The 15,867-nt window shown below is 56.3% G+C and carries 14 protein-coding genes and 2 pseudogenes; 5 read left to right on the forward strand and 11 right to left on the reverse strand.

Annotated features, from left to right (window positions below):
* Window positions 1–18: 18 nt before the first annotated feature.
* From rffG to trxA, 7 genes and pseudogenes are all read right to left on the reverse strand, one after another.
* Window positions 19–1,086, reverse strand: coding sequence for a dTDP-glucose 4,6-dehydratase (rffG, locus tag ACK5JN_RS07505; protein ID WP_416869582.1), 1,068 nt, complete (start codon window positions 1,084–1,086; stop codon window positions 19–21).
* Window positions 1,083–2,345 (reverse strand): UDP-N-acetyl-D-mannosamine dehydrogenase, encoded by a 1,263-nt coding sequence (gene wecC, locus ACK5JN_RS07510; RefSeq protein WP_416869583.1) that lies wholly within the window; start codon window positions 2,343–2,345, stop codon window positions 1,083–1,085. The genes rffG and wecC overlap by 4 nt, the downstream gene beginning before the upstream one ends.
* Window positions 2,342–3,472 carry a non-hydrolyzing UDP-N-acetylglucosamine 2-epimerase gene (gene wecB / locus ACK5JN_RS07515; protein WP_416869584.1) on the reverse strand — a complete coding sequence of 377 codons (1,131 nt, stop codon included), beginning with the start codon at window positions 3,470–3,472 and terminating at the stop codon, window positions 2,342–2,344. Before wecB ends, wecC begins: the two co-directional genes overlap by 4 nt.
* Window positions 3,473–3,528: 56 nt before the next feature.
* Window positions 3,529–4,575: an ECA polysaccharide chain length modulation protein gene (gene wzzE, locus ACK5JN_RS07520; protein ID WP_416869585.1), complete on the reverse strand. Its 1,047-nt coding sequence runs from the start codon at window positions 4,573–4,575 to the stop codon at window positions 3,529–3,531.
* A gap of 13 nt (window positions 4,576–4,588) precedes the next feature.
* Window positions 4,589–5,692 carry a UDP-N-acetylglucosamine--undecaprenyl-phosphate N-acetylglucosaminephosphotransferase gene (wecA, locus tag ACK5JN_RS07525; protein WP_416869586.1) on the reverse strand — a complete coding sequence of 368 codons (1,104 nt, stop codon included), beginning with the start codon at window positions 5,690–5,692 and terminating at the stop codon, window positions 4,589–4,591.
* A gap of 240 nt (window positions 5,693–5,932) precedes the next feature.
* A pseudogene (rho, locus tag ACK5JN_RS07530) lies at window positions 5,933–7,192 on the reverse strand (transcription termination factor Rho).
* 333 nt (window positions 7,193–7,525) lie between these two features.
* Window positions 7,526–7,855, reverse strand: a complete 330-nt coding sequence (gene trxA, locus ACK5JN_RS07535) for a thioredoxin TrxA (RefSeq protein ID WP_002883224.1) — start codon at window positions 7,853–7,855, stop codon at window positions 7,526–7,528.
* 143 nt (window positions 7,856–7,998) lie between these two features.
* On the opposite strand from trxA, the gene rhlB reads away from it, so the two are divergent.
* Both rhlB and gppA read left to right on the forward strand, forming a co-directional pair.
* A complete protein-coding gene (gene rhlB / locus ACK5JN_RS07540) occupies window positions 7,999–9,264 on the forward strand; it encodes an ATP-dependent RNA helicase RhlB (RefSeq protein ID WP_416869587.1) in 1,266 nt (421 codons plus the stop codon).
* Between the two features lie 8 nt (window positions 9,265–9,272).
* The gene (gene gppA / locus ACK5JN_RS07545) at window positions 9,273–10,757 is read left to right on the forward strand and encodes a guanosine-5'-triphosphate,3'-diphosphate diphosphatase (protein WP_416869588.1); all 1,485 of its coding nucleotides are present in this window, start codon (window positions 9,273–9,275) and stop codon (window positions 10,755–10,757) included.
* Window positions 10,758–10,810: 53 nt separating this feature from the next.
* On the opposite strand, the gene rep is transcribed toward gppA, so the two are convergent.
* Entirely contained in the window at window positions 10,811–12,832 is a 2,022-nt protein-coding gene (gene rep, locus ACK5JN_RS07550; RefSeq protein ID WP_416869589.1) for a DNA helicase Rep, read from the reverse strand.
* A gap of 116 nt (window positions 12,833–12,948) precedes the next feature.
* Here rep and ppiC (ACK5JN_RS07555) point away from each other — a divergent pair, with 116 nt between their 5' ends.
* Entirely contained in the window at window positions 12,949–13,230 is a 282-nt protein-coding gene (ppiC, locus tag ACK5JN_RS07555; protein WP_061381061.1) for a peptidylprolyl isomerase PpiC, read from the forward strand.
* A gap of 49 nt (window positions 13,231–13,279) precedes the next feature.
* The gene (gene ppiC / locus ACK5JN_RS07560; RefSeq protein WP_023309650.1) at window positions 13,280–13,561 is read left to right on the forward strand and encodes a peptidylprolyl isomerase PpiC; all 282 of its coding nucleotides are present in this window, start codon (window positions 13,280–13,282) and stop codon (window positions 13,559–13,561) included.
* A 115-nt stretch (window positions 13,562–13,676) separates the two neighbouring features.
* Here the strand turns inward: ppiC (ACK5JN_RS07560) and ACK5JN_RS07565 are convergent, their stop codons facing one another.
* Window positions 13,677–14,042 carry a DUF1360 domain-containing protein gene (locus tag ACK5JN_RS07565; RefSeq protein WP_416869590.1) on the reverse strand — a complete coding sequence of 122 codons (366 nt, stop codon included), beginning with the start codon at window positions 14,040–14,042 and terminating at the stop codon, window positions 13,677–13,679.
* The gene (locus tag ACK5JN_RS07570) at window positions 14,035–14,478 is read right to left on the reverse strand and encodes an RrF2 family transcriptional regulator (protein ID WP_416869591.1); all 444 of its coding nucleotides are present in this window, start codon (window positions 14,476–14,478) and stop codon (window positions 14,035–14,037) included. The genes ACK5JN_RS07565 and ACK5JN_RS07570 overlap by 8 nt, the downstream gene beginning before the upstream one ends.
* 237 nt (window positions 14,479–14,715) lie before the next feature.
* Here ACK5JN_RS07570 and ACK5JN_RS07575 point away from each other — a divergent pair, with 237 nt between their 5' ends.
* Window positions 14,716–15,276: a class I SAM-dependent methyltransferase gene (locus tag ACK5JN_RS07575; protein WP_416869592.1), complete on the forward strand. Its 561-nt coding sequence runs from the start codon at window positions 14,716–14,718 to the stop codon at window positions 15,274–15,276.
* 52 nt (window positions 15,277–15,328) lie between these two features.
* On the opposite strand, the pseudogene ACK5JN_RS07580 reads toward ACK5JN_RS07575, so the two are convergent.
* Window positions 15,329–15,867: pseudogene (locus tag ACK5JN_RS07580) on the reverse strand (ketol-acid reductoisomerase); the annotation flags it as partial.

Here is a 15,867-nt window from a genome sequence, read left to right on the forward strand (position 1 = left end):
CTTTCCTCCTCCGGGAGATTAACCCTTCAGACCCAAACGCTCACCCTGGTAGCTGCCGTCCTGTACCTGCTTCCACCAGCTTTCGTTAGCGAGGTACCACTGCACCGTTTTACGCATGCCGCTTTCAAACGTCTCTGCTGGCGTCCAGCCCAGCTCGCGGGCGATTTTCGCCGCGTCGATGGCGTAGCGTAAATCGTGGCCGGGGCGGTCGGCGACAAAGGTAATCAGGTCATGGTAATGCGCAAGGCCCTGCGGCTTTTGCGGTACCAGCTCTTCCAGCAGCGTACAGATGATCTCGACCACCTCGATATTTTTACGCTCGTTATGGCCGCCGATGTTGTAGGTTTCGCCAATACCGCCTTTGGTTGCGACGAGATAAAGTGCGCGGGCGTGGTCATCGACGTACAGCCAGTCGCGGATCTGCTGGCCGTTGCCGTACACCGGCAGCGGTTTACCCGCCAGCGCGTTGAGGATGGTCAGCGGGATCAGTTTTTCCGGGAAGTGGTACGGGCCGTAGTTGTTGGAACAGTTGGTGATAAGCGTCGGCAGGCCGTAGGTACGCAGCCAGGCGCGCACCAGATGATCGCTGCTGGCCTTCGACGCGGAATACGGGCTGCTTGGCGCATACGGCGTGGTTTCGGTAAAGAAATCGTCCGTCGAATGCAGGTCGCCATACACTTCGTCGGTTGAAATATGGTGGAAGCGGAATGCCGCTTTGCCCGCATCATCCAGCGTCGACCACCACGCGCGAGCGGCCTCCAGCAGCGTGTAGGTGCCCACGATATTGGTTTCGATAAACGCCGCCGGGCCGTCGATAGAACGGTCGACATGGCTCTCCGCCGCCAGGTGCATCACCACGTCCGGGCGATACTGTTCAAAAACGCGGTTCAGCGCCGGACGATCGCAGATATCCACCTGCTCGAAGGCAAAGCGGTCATCGCCCGCCACCGGCGCTAAAGACGCCAGGTTACCGGCGTAGGTGAGTTTGTCGACCACCACCACGCTGTCGTCAGTGTGGTTGATAATGTGACGCACCACGGCGGAGCCAATGAAGCCCGCGCCGCCGGTAACCAGAATACGTTTCAACGCCAGACTCCTTTGGTATCCACGATGAACTGCTGGGCAACCGCGTCGCCGCTGATAGCCTTAAACTGTGCGTGATCCACCAGCATGACGATCACATCCGCGCTGGCCAGCGCCGTCTCGAGCGATACCAGCGAGCACAGGCCGTCGAGCTTTTTCGGCAGCTGATGAATATTTGGCTCAACCACCAGCGTTTCACCGCTGTGCCACTGGGCGATCAGCTCGGCGATCTCCATCGCCGGGCTTTCACGCAGGTCATCAATATTCGGTTTAAACGCCAGCCCGAAGCAGGCGATTTTCAGCTCGCTGGCGCGTTTGTCGCTGGCGGCCAGGCAGTCGGCGACGTTGGCTTTCACCTTGTCGATCACCCAGAACGGTTTGTGGTCGTTCACTTCGCGCGCGGTGCGGATCAGGCGCGCCTGTTCCGGGTTCTGCGCCACGATAAACCACGGGTCGACGGCGATACAGTGACCGCCCACGCCCGGGCCTGGCTGGAGAATATTGACGCGCGGATGACGGTTCGCCAGACGAATCAGTTCCCAGACGTTAATCCCCTGATCGGCACAGATCAGCGACAGTTCGTTGGCAAACGCGATGTTAACGTCGCGGAAGCTGTTTTCCGTCAGCTTGCACATTTCGGCGGTGCGGGCGTTGGTCACCACGCACTCGCCTTCGAGGAAAATGTTGTACAGCTCGCTGGCGCGCGCGGAGCACACCGGCGTCATGCCGCCAATGACGCGGTCGTTCTTAATCAGCTCAACCATCACCTGCCCCGGCAGCACGCGCTCCGGGCAGTAGGCGATGTTGACATCCGCCTGTTCACCCGCCTGCTGCGGGAAGGTCAGGTCCGGGCGCATCTCGGCCAGCCAGCCGGCCATCTGTTCGGTCGCGCCGACCGGCGAGGTGGATTCGAGGATCACCAGCGCGCCTTTTTTCAGCACCGGCGCAATGGAACGCGCCGCCGCTTCGACATACACCATATCCGGCTCATGATCGCCTTTAAACGGCGTCGGCACGGCGATCAGGTAGGCATCCGCCGCTTCCGGCGTGGTGGTCGCCCGCAGATAGCCGCCCGCCACCGCCGTTTTCACCACCCTGTCGAGATCGGGTTCGACAATATGAATTTCACCGCGGTTGATGGTATCCACCGCGTGTTGATTGATATCGACACCCACCACCTGCTTTTGCCGTGAGGCAAACGCCGCCGCTGTAGGAAGGCCGATATAGCCCAGACCGATCACCGAGAGGGTAGAGAAACTCATAACGTTACCTGATTATTTTTTAATGCTGCCAAAATACGTTCGCATGCCCGGCCATCCCCGTAAGGGTTATGGGCCCGGCTCATCCTTTGATATTCTTCGTCATCGCGCAGCAGGCGCGTGACGTCATCCACAATGCGTTGGCTATCCGTTCCCACCAGCCGCACCGTACCGGCATCGACGGCCTCCGGGCGCTCGGTGGTATCGCGCATCACCAGTACCGGCTTGCCCAGCGCGGGCGCTTCTTCCTGAATACCGCCCGAGTCGGTCAGGATCAGCCACGCGTGGTTCATCAGCCAGACAAACGGCAGATAGTCCTGCGGCTCAATCAGCATCACGTTGTCGATATGGCCCAGAATGCGGTTCACCGGTTCGCTGACGTTCGGGTTCAGATGCACCGGATAGACAATCTGCACGTCCGGGTTGGTCGCGGCGATTTCGGCCAGCGCGTGACAAATTTGTTCAAAGCCCTGGCCAAAGCTCTCGCGGCGGTGGCCGGTAACCAGAATCATCTTTTTGTCGCTGCTCAGGAACGGGTAGCGCTGGGCGAGGTCAGCACGCAGCCGCTCGTCGTTCATCACCCGATCGCGTACCCAGAACAACGCATCAATCACCGTGTTGCCGGTGACGAAAATGCGCTTATCCGACAGATTCTCTCGCAGCAGATTCTGGCGCGAGGTTTCAGTCGGCGCGAAGTGATACATCGCCAGGTGCCCGGTGAGCGTACGGTTCGCTTCTTCCGGCCACGGCGAGTACAGATCGCCGGTGCGCAGCCCCGCTTCCACATGGCCAACGGGAATGCGCTGATAAAAGGCCGCCAGGCTTGCGGCGGCGGTGGTCGTCGTATCGCCATGCACTAACACGACGTCCGGTTTAAACGATTCCAGAACGGGCTTCAACCCCTGCAGAATACGGCAGGTTATTTCGGTTAAACCCTGCCCTGGACTCATGATGTTGAGGTCATAATCCGGAACGATGGAGAAGAGGTGTAGCACCTGATCAAGCATTTCCCTATGCTGTGCGGTGACGCATACTTTTGCCTCAAAATGAGGATCCTTTGCTAGCGCATGGACCAGAGGCGCCATTTTGATCGCCTCCGGACGCGTGCCAAATACAGTCAGAACTTTCACATCGATTCTCTTCTATAGATGAACCGGGCCATAGACCCTTCATCATTGATGGGTATTTACTGCGTGCGGCGACGCGCCAGTGCTACCCCAGCACCAATCAATCCGCCGACAATGCCCCACATCACCATCAGGAATACGCGGCGTGGGCTTGAGCGTTTTACCGGTTCCTCCGGCGTGCGCAAATATCGATAAGCCTGAAAACTCTTCGCCAGCGTCGGCCCCACGTTGAGGGTCGTCAGCATCGCGCGCGCCTGGTCGTACTCCAGGTCGAAGGCGGGCCCGACGGCCTGCAGGTTTTCCAGCCGTGCCTGCAGCATCGGACGCCCCAGTAAAGAAAGCTCGGAGTCCGGTAGTTCTTCCGCCGGCACGTCCGTTACGCTGCGGGTGATATTGTTCTGCTGCGCAATTTTCAGCGCCGCTTCAATGCTGTGCAGACGGCGATTGAAGATGGCCTGAGCGACCTCTTCCTGACGCTTCACCTGCGCTTTGACCTGAATGGTGCGCGCGGCCCACGCGCCTTTCAGCTCATCATTCAGATGCCCGGCAGCGCGTTCGCTGGCAAACGCCACGTACTGACGCAGCAGGTTATTGGCGTCCGGGGCGGTTTCTGCGTTGAGCTTGACGCTGTCGCTCACGTTTTTTTGCGCATCGCCAGGGAGGAACTGAATGTCGTTAATCAGTTCATCCAGCAGCGCGGCATCGGCGCGGGAGTTACCCACCATCCGCTGTTTGTAGTAGTCCGTCTGCGACCAGAAATCACGGCGGGTGTCCCAGGACGCGAGCTGCATGACGAACTCTTTGTAAACTTCATCCATCACCGACGGCGGGGTGGTGGTGGTTGGGTTAACCTTTACGTCCAGGTTGCGCAGGAACTGCTGCTGTGAATAATAACCGCCTAACATGTTGACCGTTGGCCGGTCGGTGATCGCCGTAGAGCTCCATTCCTGTCGGGCGAAAAAGGTATAAATCAGCACCACGGCGGCAAACAGCACCGCAAGGCCGATAATCCAGTGTTTCCCCGACCACAACGCGCGAAACAGGCCACGAATATCCAGTTCATTCTCCGCACTTGATAACCGTGCTTCCGGTAATGGTTGTGTCATTACTACCCCAGTTTTACTTGGTTAATTTTGGATTTTTATCACTGTTACGGCGCATTCTGCGCTTCATGCGCTTAATAAAACGCGCCACTTTCCAGGCTCGCTTAATACAATAGCCGTAAAGACCAAAAGCCATCAGGAACAGGATGAGCATGACCCACTCGGGTACAATGCGGGTGTATTCGGCAGCGACGCCGATGCCGGCAAGCAGCGCGGCGGCGACGGTAATAATCACCAGCGCCTGACGGGAGGTGAAGCCAGCACGCATGATCAGGTGGTGAATGTGCTGACGGTCCGCGGAGAACGGGCTCATGCCCTTACGCAGACGGCGGTACATGATGGCCACCATGTCCATGAGCGGAATAGCGACAATCCACAGCGCGGTAACCGGGCTAATCGGATGATGCGTCCCCTGGGTAGTTTCCAGCAGGATCCAGATAACCGTGAAGCCAATCAGCGTACTGCCGGCATCGCCCATAAACACTTTATAGCGACGCCCCAGCACGCCCAGGTTGAGCATAATGTAAGGCAGGATGGCGGCAATCATGGCAAAACACCACATGGCGAGGCTGGCCTGCCCGTCAAACCACAGGATGAGACCAATCGCGCCAAAGCTGACGCTCGACAGGCCGCCGAGCAGGCCGTCGATACCGTCAACCATATTAAATGCGTTGATAATTGCCCAGACGGCAAACAGCGTCAGGAAGAAGCCAAACGGGCCGAGCACCAGCTCCCACGAACCGAAAATATAGCCCAGGCTGCGCAGGTAAAGGCCCCCGGCCGTCATCATCACAATGCCAATCAGCGCCTGAATAGTCGCACGGATCTTAACGCTGATGTCATAACGGTCGTCCAGCGCGCCAATCAGCACCAGGACGCCAGCACAGGCCAGGTAAAGGTACGCATTAGGGATGTAGTAATTGGCCATCGCAAAAGTTAAGCAAATCCCTGCGTACACAGAGATGCCGCCCACAAGCGGGATAAGCCCCTGGTGACGTTTACGAAAATTAGGTCTATCCACCAAACCGATCTTTTTCGCCACCCTGCGGGCGAAAAAAAGAAATACGGTGGTGAACAAAAAAATACTGGTTAAGTCAGTACCGACGGTCAGTAAACTCACAATTTATACTCGCTGCGAATATTAATAGCGAAAGTATACCCACGATAGCTACTCATCAGAAGAGGAAGGCTGATGATTATTGGGGAAACTCGCCTGATTTATAACCGATTTTGCAAACTAGCTATTATTGTAGCTGTAAACCGCGATTGTCCGCGAAAAAATAGCGATGCCCTATCGGCGAAACTCCTAAAAACAAAAACGCCACACAATTGTGTGGCGTTTGTCGGCGAAAACCGCGTTTTACGAACGTTTCATCATGTCGAAGAAATCGTCGTTGGTCTTGGTCATGGCCAGCTTATTAATGAGGAACTCCATCGCATCGATTTCACCCATCGGATGGATGATTTTGCGCAGGATCCACATTTTCTGCAGCTCTTCAGGCGTGGTGAGCAGCTCTTCTTTACGGGTACCGGAACGGTTGTAGTCGATAGCCGGGAAGACGCGTTTTTCCGCAATCTTACGAGAGAGGTGCAGTTCCATGTTGCCGGTACCATTAAACTCTTCGTAGATAACTTCATCCATTTAAGAGCCGGTATCGATCAGCGCGGTCGCGATGATGGTCAGGCTGCCGCCCTCCTCCACGTTACGCGCAGCGCCGAAGAAACGCTTCGGACGGTGCAGGGCGTTGGCGTCCACACCACCGGTCAGGACTTTACCGGAAGCCGGTACCACGGTGTTGTAGGCACGCGCCAGACGGGTGATGGAGTCGAGCAGGATGATAACGTCTTTCTTGTGTTCAACCAGACGCTTCGCCTTCTCGATCACCATTTCCGCAACCTGAACGTGACGGGATGCCGGTTCGTCGAAGGTGGAAGCAACCACTTCACCTTTCACCAGACGCTGCATCTCGGTCACTTCTTCCGGACGTTCGTCGATGAGCAGAACCATCAGCACGCAGTCCGGGTGATTGTAGGCGATGCTCTGCGCGATGTTCTGCAGCAGCATGGTTTTACCGGCTTTCGGCGGTGCCACAATCAGACCACGCTGGCCGCGGCCGATCGGCGAGGCCAGATCCAGCACGCGAGCGGTCAAGTCTTCGGTAGAACCGTTACCACGTTCCATACGCAGACGAGAGTTTGCGTGCAGCGGGGTTAAGTTCTCGAACAGGATCTTGTTGCGCGAGTTTTCCGGCTTGTCGTAGTTAACTTCATTAACTTTCAACAGCGCAAAGTAACGCTCACCCTCTTTCGGAGGACGAATCTTACCAGAGATGGTGTCACCAGTGCGGAGGTTGAAACGACGGATTTGGCTGGGGGAAACGTAGATATCATCAGGGCCGGCGAGGTAGGAGCTGTCTGCGGAGCGGAGGAAACCAAATCCATCCTGCAGTATCTCCAGCACACCGTCGCCAAAGATATCTTCGCCACTCTTCGCGTGCTGCTTCAGGATGGCAAAAATAATGTCCTGCTTGCGCATACGGGCCTGGTTTTCCAGCCCCATATTTTCGCCGAGAGTGATCAGCTCAGAAACCGGCGTATTCTTTAATTCGGTAAGATTCATAATGGTGTGGGTTCTTAAACTCGGGGTAAATCTCGAACTTAATTTGTGAATGGTATGGCAGGGTCATCCGTGCCTGTTTACGGCCATCAACTCATGTCTGTTCGCTGCCTGGTCACAGGAAAGTACGCAGAGACTGAAACGACAAGACGGAAAGAGTGACAAGCCTGGAATTTTTCAACCTCTGACGTGGCTAAACGCGACGGGAGGTTTGGGTCAAACAAGATTCAAACAAAGGTATGTTTAAAACGAAGTCAAACTTAACTTAGCACGACTAAAGCCGGGCGTCCAGAGTTCCGCTCAATTTAAGAACACTGAACGCCCGAGTCGAATTGCTTACGCCAGGTTAGCGTCGAGGAACTCTTTCAGCTGGCCTTTAGACAGCGCGCCAACTTTGGTTGCAGCTACTTCGCCGTTCTTGAACAGCAGCAGCGTAGGGATACCGCGGATGCCATACTTCGGTGCAGTGCCCGGGTTCTGATCGATGTTCAGTTTCGCAACGGTCAGTTTACCCTGATACTCTTCGGCGATCTCATCCAGAATCGGGGCGATCATTTTGCACGGACCGCACCACTCTGCCCAGAAATCGACGAGTGTCAGCCCGTCAGCCTTGAGTACGTCCGTGTCAAAACTGTCGTCAGTCAGGTGAATAATTTTATCGCTCATATTTAACTCCACAGGAATAAGCCTGGTGTGTTGGTGTAGCATTAACCAACGAGGTGTTGATGTTGACTTCGCCAACAAAGGTTGACGTTATTTCACCGGATACGCTTTCTTAATGCAATAGTAAGCTGATATTCTACCACACTATGAGCAAAACACATTTAACTGAACAGAAGTTTTCCGACTTCGCCCTGCACCCTAAAGTGGTTGAAGCCCTTGAAACTAAAGGGTTTTATAATTGCACGCCCATTCAGGCGCTGGCTTTGCCGCTGACGCTTGCTGGACGTGATGTGGCTGGACAGGCGCAAACCGGTACCGGGAAAACGATGGCGTTCCTGACGTCAACGTTTCATTATCTTCTTTCTCACCCGGCAATGTCTGACCGCCAGGTGAACCAACCGCGCGCCTTAATTATGGCGCCAACCCGTGAGCTGGCGGTACAGATTCACGCCGACGCGGAGCCGCTGGCTCAGGCGACCGGTCTGAAGCTGGGCCTGGCCTACGGCGGTGACGGCTATGATAAGCAGCTGAAAGTGCTGGAGAGCGGCGTCGATATTCTGATCGGCACCACCGGCCGTCTTATTGATTACGCAAAACAGAACCACATCAACCTGGGCGCGATTCAGGTGGTGGTACTGGACGAAGCCGATCGCATGTACGATCTCGGCTTTATTAAAGATATTCGTTGGCTGTTCCGCCGCATGCCGCCGGCCACCCAGCGCCTGAACATGCTGTTCTCCGCCACCCTCTCCTACCGCGTACGCGAACTGGCGTTCGAGCAAATGAACAACGCCGAGTACGTGGAAGTCGAGCCAGAGCAGAAAACCGGCCACCGTATTAAAGAAGAGTTGTTCTACCCTTCCAACGAAGAAAAAATGCGTTTGCTGCAAACGCTGCTGGAAGAAGAGTGGCCTGACCGCGCGATTATCTTCGCCAACACCAAGCACCGCTGTGAAGACATCTGGGGCCACCTGGCGGCCGATGGTCACCGCGTAGGCCTGCTGACCGGCGACGTGGCGCAGAAAAAACGCCTGCGTATCCTTGAAGATTTCACCCGTGGCGATCTCGATATCCTGGTGGCTACCGACGTTGCCGCGCGCGGCCTGCATATTCCTGCCGTGACGCACGTCTTTAACTACGACCTGCCGGATGACTGCGAAGACTATGTACACCGTATCGGTCGTACCGGTCGTGCGGGCGCCAGCGGCCACTCAATCAGCCTGGCCTGTGAAGAGTATGCGCTGAACCTGCCGGCGATTGAGACCTATACCGGTCACTCGATTCCGGTCAGCAAGTACAACCCGGATGCGCTGTTAACCGAGCTGCCGAAACCGCTGCGCCTGACGCGCGTTCGTCAGGGTAACGGCCCGCGCCGCTCGGGCGCGCCACGCAACCGCCGTCGTTCAGGTTAAAAAACGCTATGCACAATGCTACCTCGCTGTACGCAGCTATCGATCTCGGTTCCAATAGTTTTCATATGCTGATAGTGCGCGAGGTGGCGGGAAGCATCCAGACGCTCACCCGCATCAAGCGTAAGGTGCGTCTGGCCGCCGGGCTGAGCCAGGACAACGTCCTGTCGACGGAAGCCATGGAGCGGGGCTGGCAGTGCCTGCGTCTGTTCGCCGAACGGTTGCAGGATATTCCCCCTACGCAAATTCGTATCGTCGCCACCGCGACGCTGCGTCTTGCCGTAAACGCCGATGAGTTCATCGCGAAAGCGCAGGAAATCCTCGGCTGTCCGGTCCAGGTGATCCGCGGCGAAGAAGAAGCGCGCCTGATTTATCAGGGCGTCGCGCACACCACCGGCGGCGATGACCGTCGTTTAGTCGTCGATATCGGCGGGGCCAGCACCGAGCTGGTGACCGGCACCGGCGCGCAAACCACGTCGCTGTTCAGCCTGTCGATGGGCTGCGTCACCTGGCTTGAGCGCTACTTTACCGATCGCAATCTGGCGCAGGAGCATTTCGATGCCGCCGAGCGCGCCGCGCGTGACGTGCTTAAACCGGTCGCCGATGAGCTGCGCCACCACGGCTGGAAAGTCTGCGTCGGCGCGTCCGGTACGGTGCAGGCGTTGCAGGAAATCATGATGGCGCAGGGGATGGACGAACGTATCACCCTCGCCAAGCTTCAGCAGCTTAAACAGCGCGCCATTCAGTGCGGCCGCCTGGAAGAGCTGGAAATTGAAGGGTTAACGCTGGAACGCGCGCTGGTTTTCCCCAGCGGGCTGGCCATTCTTATCGCCATTTTTACCGAACTGAACATCCAGTGCATGACGCTGGCCGGCGGCGCGCTGCGCGAAGGGCTGGTCTACGGCATGCTGCATCTGGCGGTCGATGAAGACATTCGCAGCCGTACGCTGCGCAATATTCAGCGCCGCTTTATGGTCGACATTGAGCAGGCGAACCGCGTGGCACAGCTTGCGGATAACTTCGTCGATCAGGTTGCTAACAGCTGGGAACTAGAGCCGTTAAGCCGTGAGCTGCTGCTCAGCGCCTGCGCGCTGCATGAAATTGGCCTCAGCGTTGACTTCAAGCAGGCACCGCAGCACGCTGCCTACCTGGTGCGAAATCTCGATTTGCCGGGCTTTACGCCCGCGCAGAAAAAGCTGCTCGCCACCCTGCTGCTTAACCAAACCAATACCGTTGATCTGCCGACGCTGCACCAGCAGAACGCCGTACCGCCGCGCGTGGCCGAGCATCTTTGCCGCCTGCTGCGTCTGGCGATTCTGTTTGCCAGCCGTCGCCGTGACGATCTCCTGCCCGCGATTACGCTTGCCGCCGACGGTGAAAATCTGACGCTGACGCTGCCGGAAGGCTGGCTTGCGCACCACCCGCTTGGCCGTGAGATGGTCGATCAGGAGTGCCAGTGGCAAAGCTATATCCACTGGCCGCTGGAAGTTCGCTAAACGTCGTCTGGTTGCCGGAGGACGCTTCGCCGATCCGGCCAACCACCACTCCGTTATGATTTTTTTGCCTTCGCCAGCATTTCACGAATGTTGGCGACGTTCGCCTGCCCTTTGTGCATCCGTTCTTCGGCGGTAATCACCTTCCGCTCCTGCTCCCAAATCACATCATCCTGCGGCAGTTCCAGCAGGAAGCGGCTTGGCTCCGGGCGCACCAGCTCGCCGTACTGACGGCGCTCCTTGCAGAGGGTAAAAATCAGCTCTTTCTGCGCGCGGGTAATGCCAACGTAGGCCAGACGGCGCTCTTCATCGACGTTGTCTTCGTCGATGCTGCTCTGGTGCGGCAGCAGCCCCTCTTCCATCCCTACCAGGAAGACGTACGGGAACTCCAGCCCTTTGGAAGCGTGCAGGGTCATCAGCTGCACCTGATCCAGTTCTTCTTCGCTTTCGCCGCGCTCCATCATGTCGCGTAGCGTGAAGCGAGTGACCACCTGAGTCAGGGTCATTGGCTCTTCCAGCTCGCTGCCTTCCAGCATCTCTGTCATCCAGCTAAACAGCGTGTTGACGTTCTTCATGCGCATTTCAGCGGCTTTCGGGCTAGGCGAGGTTTCAAACAGCCAGGACTCGTAATCAATGCCGTGAATGAGATCGCGCACGGCGGCAATCGGTTCGCGCTCCGCGAGCCGCTGAATTTCCCCCAGCCACTGGGTAAAGCGGGTCAGCGATTCATAGCCGCGCCCGGTGAGCGTCTGGCTCAGGCCCATATCAAAGCTGGCGGTGAACAGGCTCTTGTTGCGAGTCATCGCCCATTCGCCGAGCTTTTGCAGCGTCGCGGGGCCAATCTCACGCTTCGGGGTGTTGACGATGCGCAGGAACGCGCTGTCGTCATCCGGGTTGCTGAGTACCCGCAGGTAAGCCAGCAGGTCTTTAATCTCCGGACGCGAGAAGAACGAGGTGCCGCCGGAGATTTTGTACGGGATGCGGTTCTGCATCAGGAATTTTTCAAACACCCGCGACTGGTGGTTGCCGCGATACAGAATCGCGTAGTCCTTATACTGCGTCTTGTTAACGAAGTGGTGGGCAATCAGCTCACCGGTAACGCGCTCGGCTTCGTGCTCTTCATGATTGGCGCTGAGTACCTTCAGCTCCGGGCCGTAGCCCAGTTCAGAGAACAGGCGCTTTTCAAACACGTGCGGGTTATTGGCAATCAGGATGTTCGCCGCCTTCAGAATACGTCCGGAGGAGCGGTAGTTCTGCTCCAGCTTGATCACCTGTAACGCCGGAAAATCCTGACTCAGCAGCACCAGGTTTTGCGGACGCGCACCGCGCCACGAGTAGATGGACTGGTCATCGTCACCCACCACGGTAAAGCGTGCGCGTTGACCCACCAGCAGCTTCACCAGCTCGTACTGGCTGGTGTTGGTATCCTGATATTCATCCACCAGCAGGTAGCGGATTTTGTTCTGCCAGCGCTCGCGCACTTCTTCATTACGCTGCAGCAGCAGCGTCGGCAGCAGGATCAGATCGTCGAAGTCCAGCACGTTGCAGGCCTTCATATGCGCATCGTACAGACCGTAGCAGTGGGCGAAGATACGATCCCGCTCGCCCTTCGCGCTGGCCGCCGCCTGCGCCGGGGTCATCAGATCGTTTTTCCAGTTGGAGATCGTCGAGATCAGCTGCTGGAACACCACTTTATCGTCTTCGATCAGCCCTTCGGTCAGCTCCTTGAGCAGCGCGGTCTGGTCGGTATCGTCAAACAGCGAGAAGTTCGACTTCATCCCCAGCGCCGCATACTCGCGCTTGATGATATCCAGCCCCAGGGTGTGGAAGGTTGAAATCATCAGCCCGCGCGCTTCTTTGCGCCCCAGCGTTTGCGCGACACGCTCTTTCATCTCGCGCGCGGCCTTGTTGGTAAAGGTCACGGCGGCAATATGGCGCGCCTGATAGCCACAGGCGTGGATCAGGTGGGCGATTTTGTTAGTGATCACGCGAGTCTTACCGGAACCCGCGCCCGCCAGCACCAGGCAGGGTCCGGTGACGAATTCGACGGCTTGTTGTTGTCCGGGGTTCAAACGCATAGGGGGATTGCTCAATCTGTAAACACGGGGGTGTGGATTGTAGCAGAAAGTCAGGCTGAGATTTACCCGTCAAATGGTAAAGTGTTCGGCAGAGATCCTTTGATGAGAATAACCCTATGGCGAAGAGCGCGGCAGCCCTGCACATCCTGGTAAAAGAAGAAAAACTGGCGCTGGAGATCCTCAGCAAGCTGGAGCGCGGCATCAGCTTCGATCACCTGGCAAAACGCTACTCACGCTGCCCTTCAGGGCGTAACGGCGGCGACCTCGGCGAATTTAAACAGGGAATGATGGTGGGGCCATTTGATGCCGCCGTATTCAGCTGCCCGTTACTGAAACCTTACGGACCGGTCAAAACCAAATTCGGCTATCACATCATCAAGGTGCTATATCGCCGATAAGCCATGCTAAAATCGCCAGCCTTATATATTCCCTTTTGAAGGCACGATCATGGCAAAAACAGCAGCAGCAGTGCATATCCTTGTAAAAGAAGAGAAACTGGCACTGGATCTTCTGGAGCAGATTAAAAACGGCGCCGACTTCGGCAAGCTGGCGAAGAAACACTCCATCTGCCCGTCGGGCAAACGCGGCGGCGACTTAGGTGAATTCCGCCAGGGCCAGATGGTGCCGGCGTTCGACAAAGTGGTCTTCTCCTGCCCGGTGCTGGAGCCAACCGGCCCGCTGCACACCCAGTTCGGTTACCACATCATTAAGGTGCTGTACCGGAAATAAACAGCAACGCCTTCTCATGGAGAAGGCGTTTAGTGTTTGCACCCTCTCCCCGTGGGAGAGGGCCGGGGTGAGGGCACCAGCGTGCTCTGTAATTAGCGAAGCGACGCCGGGTTTTTTATTTCTGCGATTGCAACGTCTGCTGGGCGTTATGCTTCATCACATGCGTGCTGATTGCCGCCTGGAACACTTTAAACATCAGGCCATTAATCAGCGTCGTAATGGTAATGACAATAAACGCCGTCATCACCCAATCAATCAGCGCAAAGCCGCTGTTCAGCAGCGCCGGGCGATATACCGCCATCCCGCCAAAGACCACCCAATGGCTCAGGCAATAGAAGCAGTGGAATAAATGCCCCATCAGCGCATTCTTTTTCGCCGTCCATTCGCGAAACGCGGCAAACAGCTCCGTCTGCGTCACCGTCATCGAAATACTGCTCGCCGCCATCGCAATCATCAGGCATGTGGTGAAGGTTTCAATCATGGTCGTGGCCTTTGTCGTTGAAGTAGCTGATAAATTCGCGGCCGATATCCTGCAGCGTCAGGCGTTTAAAGCGATCGAGGATCAACGTCTGCGCATCGGCGAGCGTCTCTGACATCACCCGGTTCACCCCCTGCTCCACCAGACACTGCGGGTTTTCGCTGCGGTTGCCCAGTGCAAACAGGGCCGGTTCGCCGAGCGCCATGTAGATGTCGTAAAGCGTTATATCACTGACCGAACGACACAGCCGCCAGCCACCATGATGCCCTTTCGTAGCACAGACAATGTTGTTTTCCCTGAGCCCGGCAAGCAGTTTACGGATGAATGCTGGATTACCGTCGATAAAGGCGGCCATCTGTTCGGATGTCAGGGGTTTATCCATCTGCTCAAGATGCAGCAGGATGTGCAGCGTCGCTGAGAATGAGTTGTTTGTTTTCATGTAACTTACAATATTACATTAAGGCAATAATAAGCAATGCCGAACGTTATAATTTATGAAAAACACAACATATAATTATGATAAATATAAATATTTATATTTTTTAGCAAAACCATTGATCAAAAACCATCTTATGTTACTTTGAATATTACATGAAATTCATCGTCAACAAACGAGGTGGTTATGCACGACGTTGAGCAAAAGCCAGAAGCATTCTGGGAATCGCATTATGATGCAATGTCCCCGCTCTCCAACGGCATTCCAGGCAAAATATTGGTGCGCTTTATCGAAGGTTTAGCGCCGGGTAAAGTGCTGGAACTGGGCTGCGGACGTGGGGATGATGCGGTCTGGCTTGCAAAGCAGGGATGGCAGGTGACGGCGGTCGACCTCTCGCATCGGGCGATTGAATATGCAGCCGCCAACGCCGAACGTGCTGGTGTCGATATTACCTTCCTGCAATGCGATCTCACTCAGGCATTCCCGGAGGGGGAATTTTCCCTGATCGTCGCCTCGTTCCTCGAGTCACCTCTGGCGTTCGATCGGGTTACGATCTTCCGCGCCGCACTCGATCACATTGCGCCAGGCGGCATGCTGCTTATCACCTCGCACGGCAAAGTTCCGAGCTGGTCAAAGCACGTCCGCCCATTCCTGACCGCGCATGAAGTTCTGGTCTCTCTGGGCCGTTTGCCGCCGGGTTGGGAAGTGCAGTTTTGCGAGGAAGTCTCACGAACGATGACGGGGCCAGAAGGGCAGCAGGATGAGGTATCAGATGCGGTCGTCGCGTTAAAACGCGGATAAAAAACGGCCCGGTAGCGAGGCGCTGACCGGGCCGGATAATAACGAGGTTTTATTAGCCTGCTACTGCAATACGTTTCATATCAGTCATATAGCCACGCAGTTTCTGGCCCACTTTCTCGATAGCATGGCCGCGAATGGCGTCGTTCACGTCGCGCAGCTGCGCGTTGTCTACCGCGCCTTCGGCAATCGCTTTGCCCAGGTCTCCGGTCTGCAGCGTAGTCATGAACTCTTTCAATAGCGGTACGCAAGCGTAAGAGAACAGGTAGTTACCGTATTCGGCGGTATCGGAGATAACCACGTTCATTTCGTACAGACGCTTACGGGCGATGGTATTGGCGATCAGCGGCAGCTCGTGCAGTGATTCGTAGTAAGCGGATTCTTCGATGATGCCGGAATCCACCATAGTTTCGAACGCCAGCTCAACGCCCGCTTTCACCATCGCGATCATCAGCACGCCTTTATCAAAGTACTCCTGCTCGCCGATTTTGCCTTCATACTGCGGAGCGGTTTCGAACGCGGTTTTGCCGGTTTCTTCACGCCAGGTCAGCAGTTTCTTATCATCGTTGGCCCAGTCAGCCATCATGCCGGAAG

This window comes from Kluyvera sp., assembly GCF_047971185.1.
Taxonomy (GTDB): domain Bacteria; phylum Pseudomonadota; class Gammaproteobacteria; order Enterobacterales; family Enterobacteriaceae; genus Kluyvera.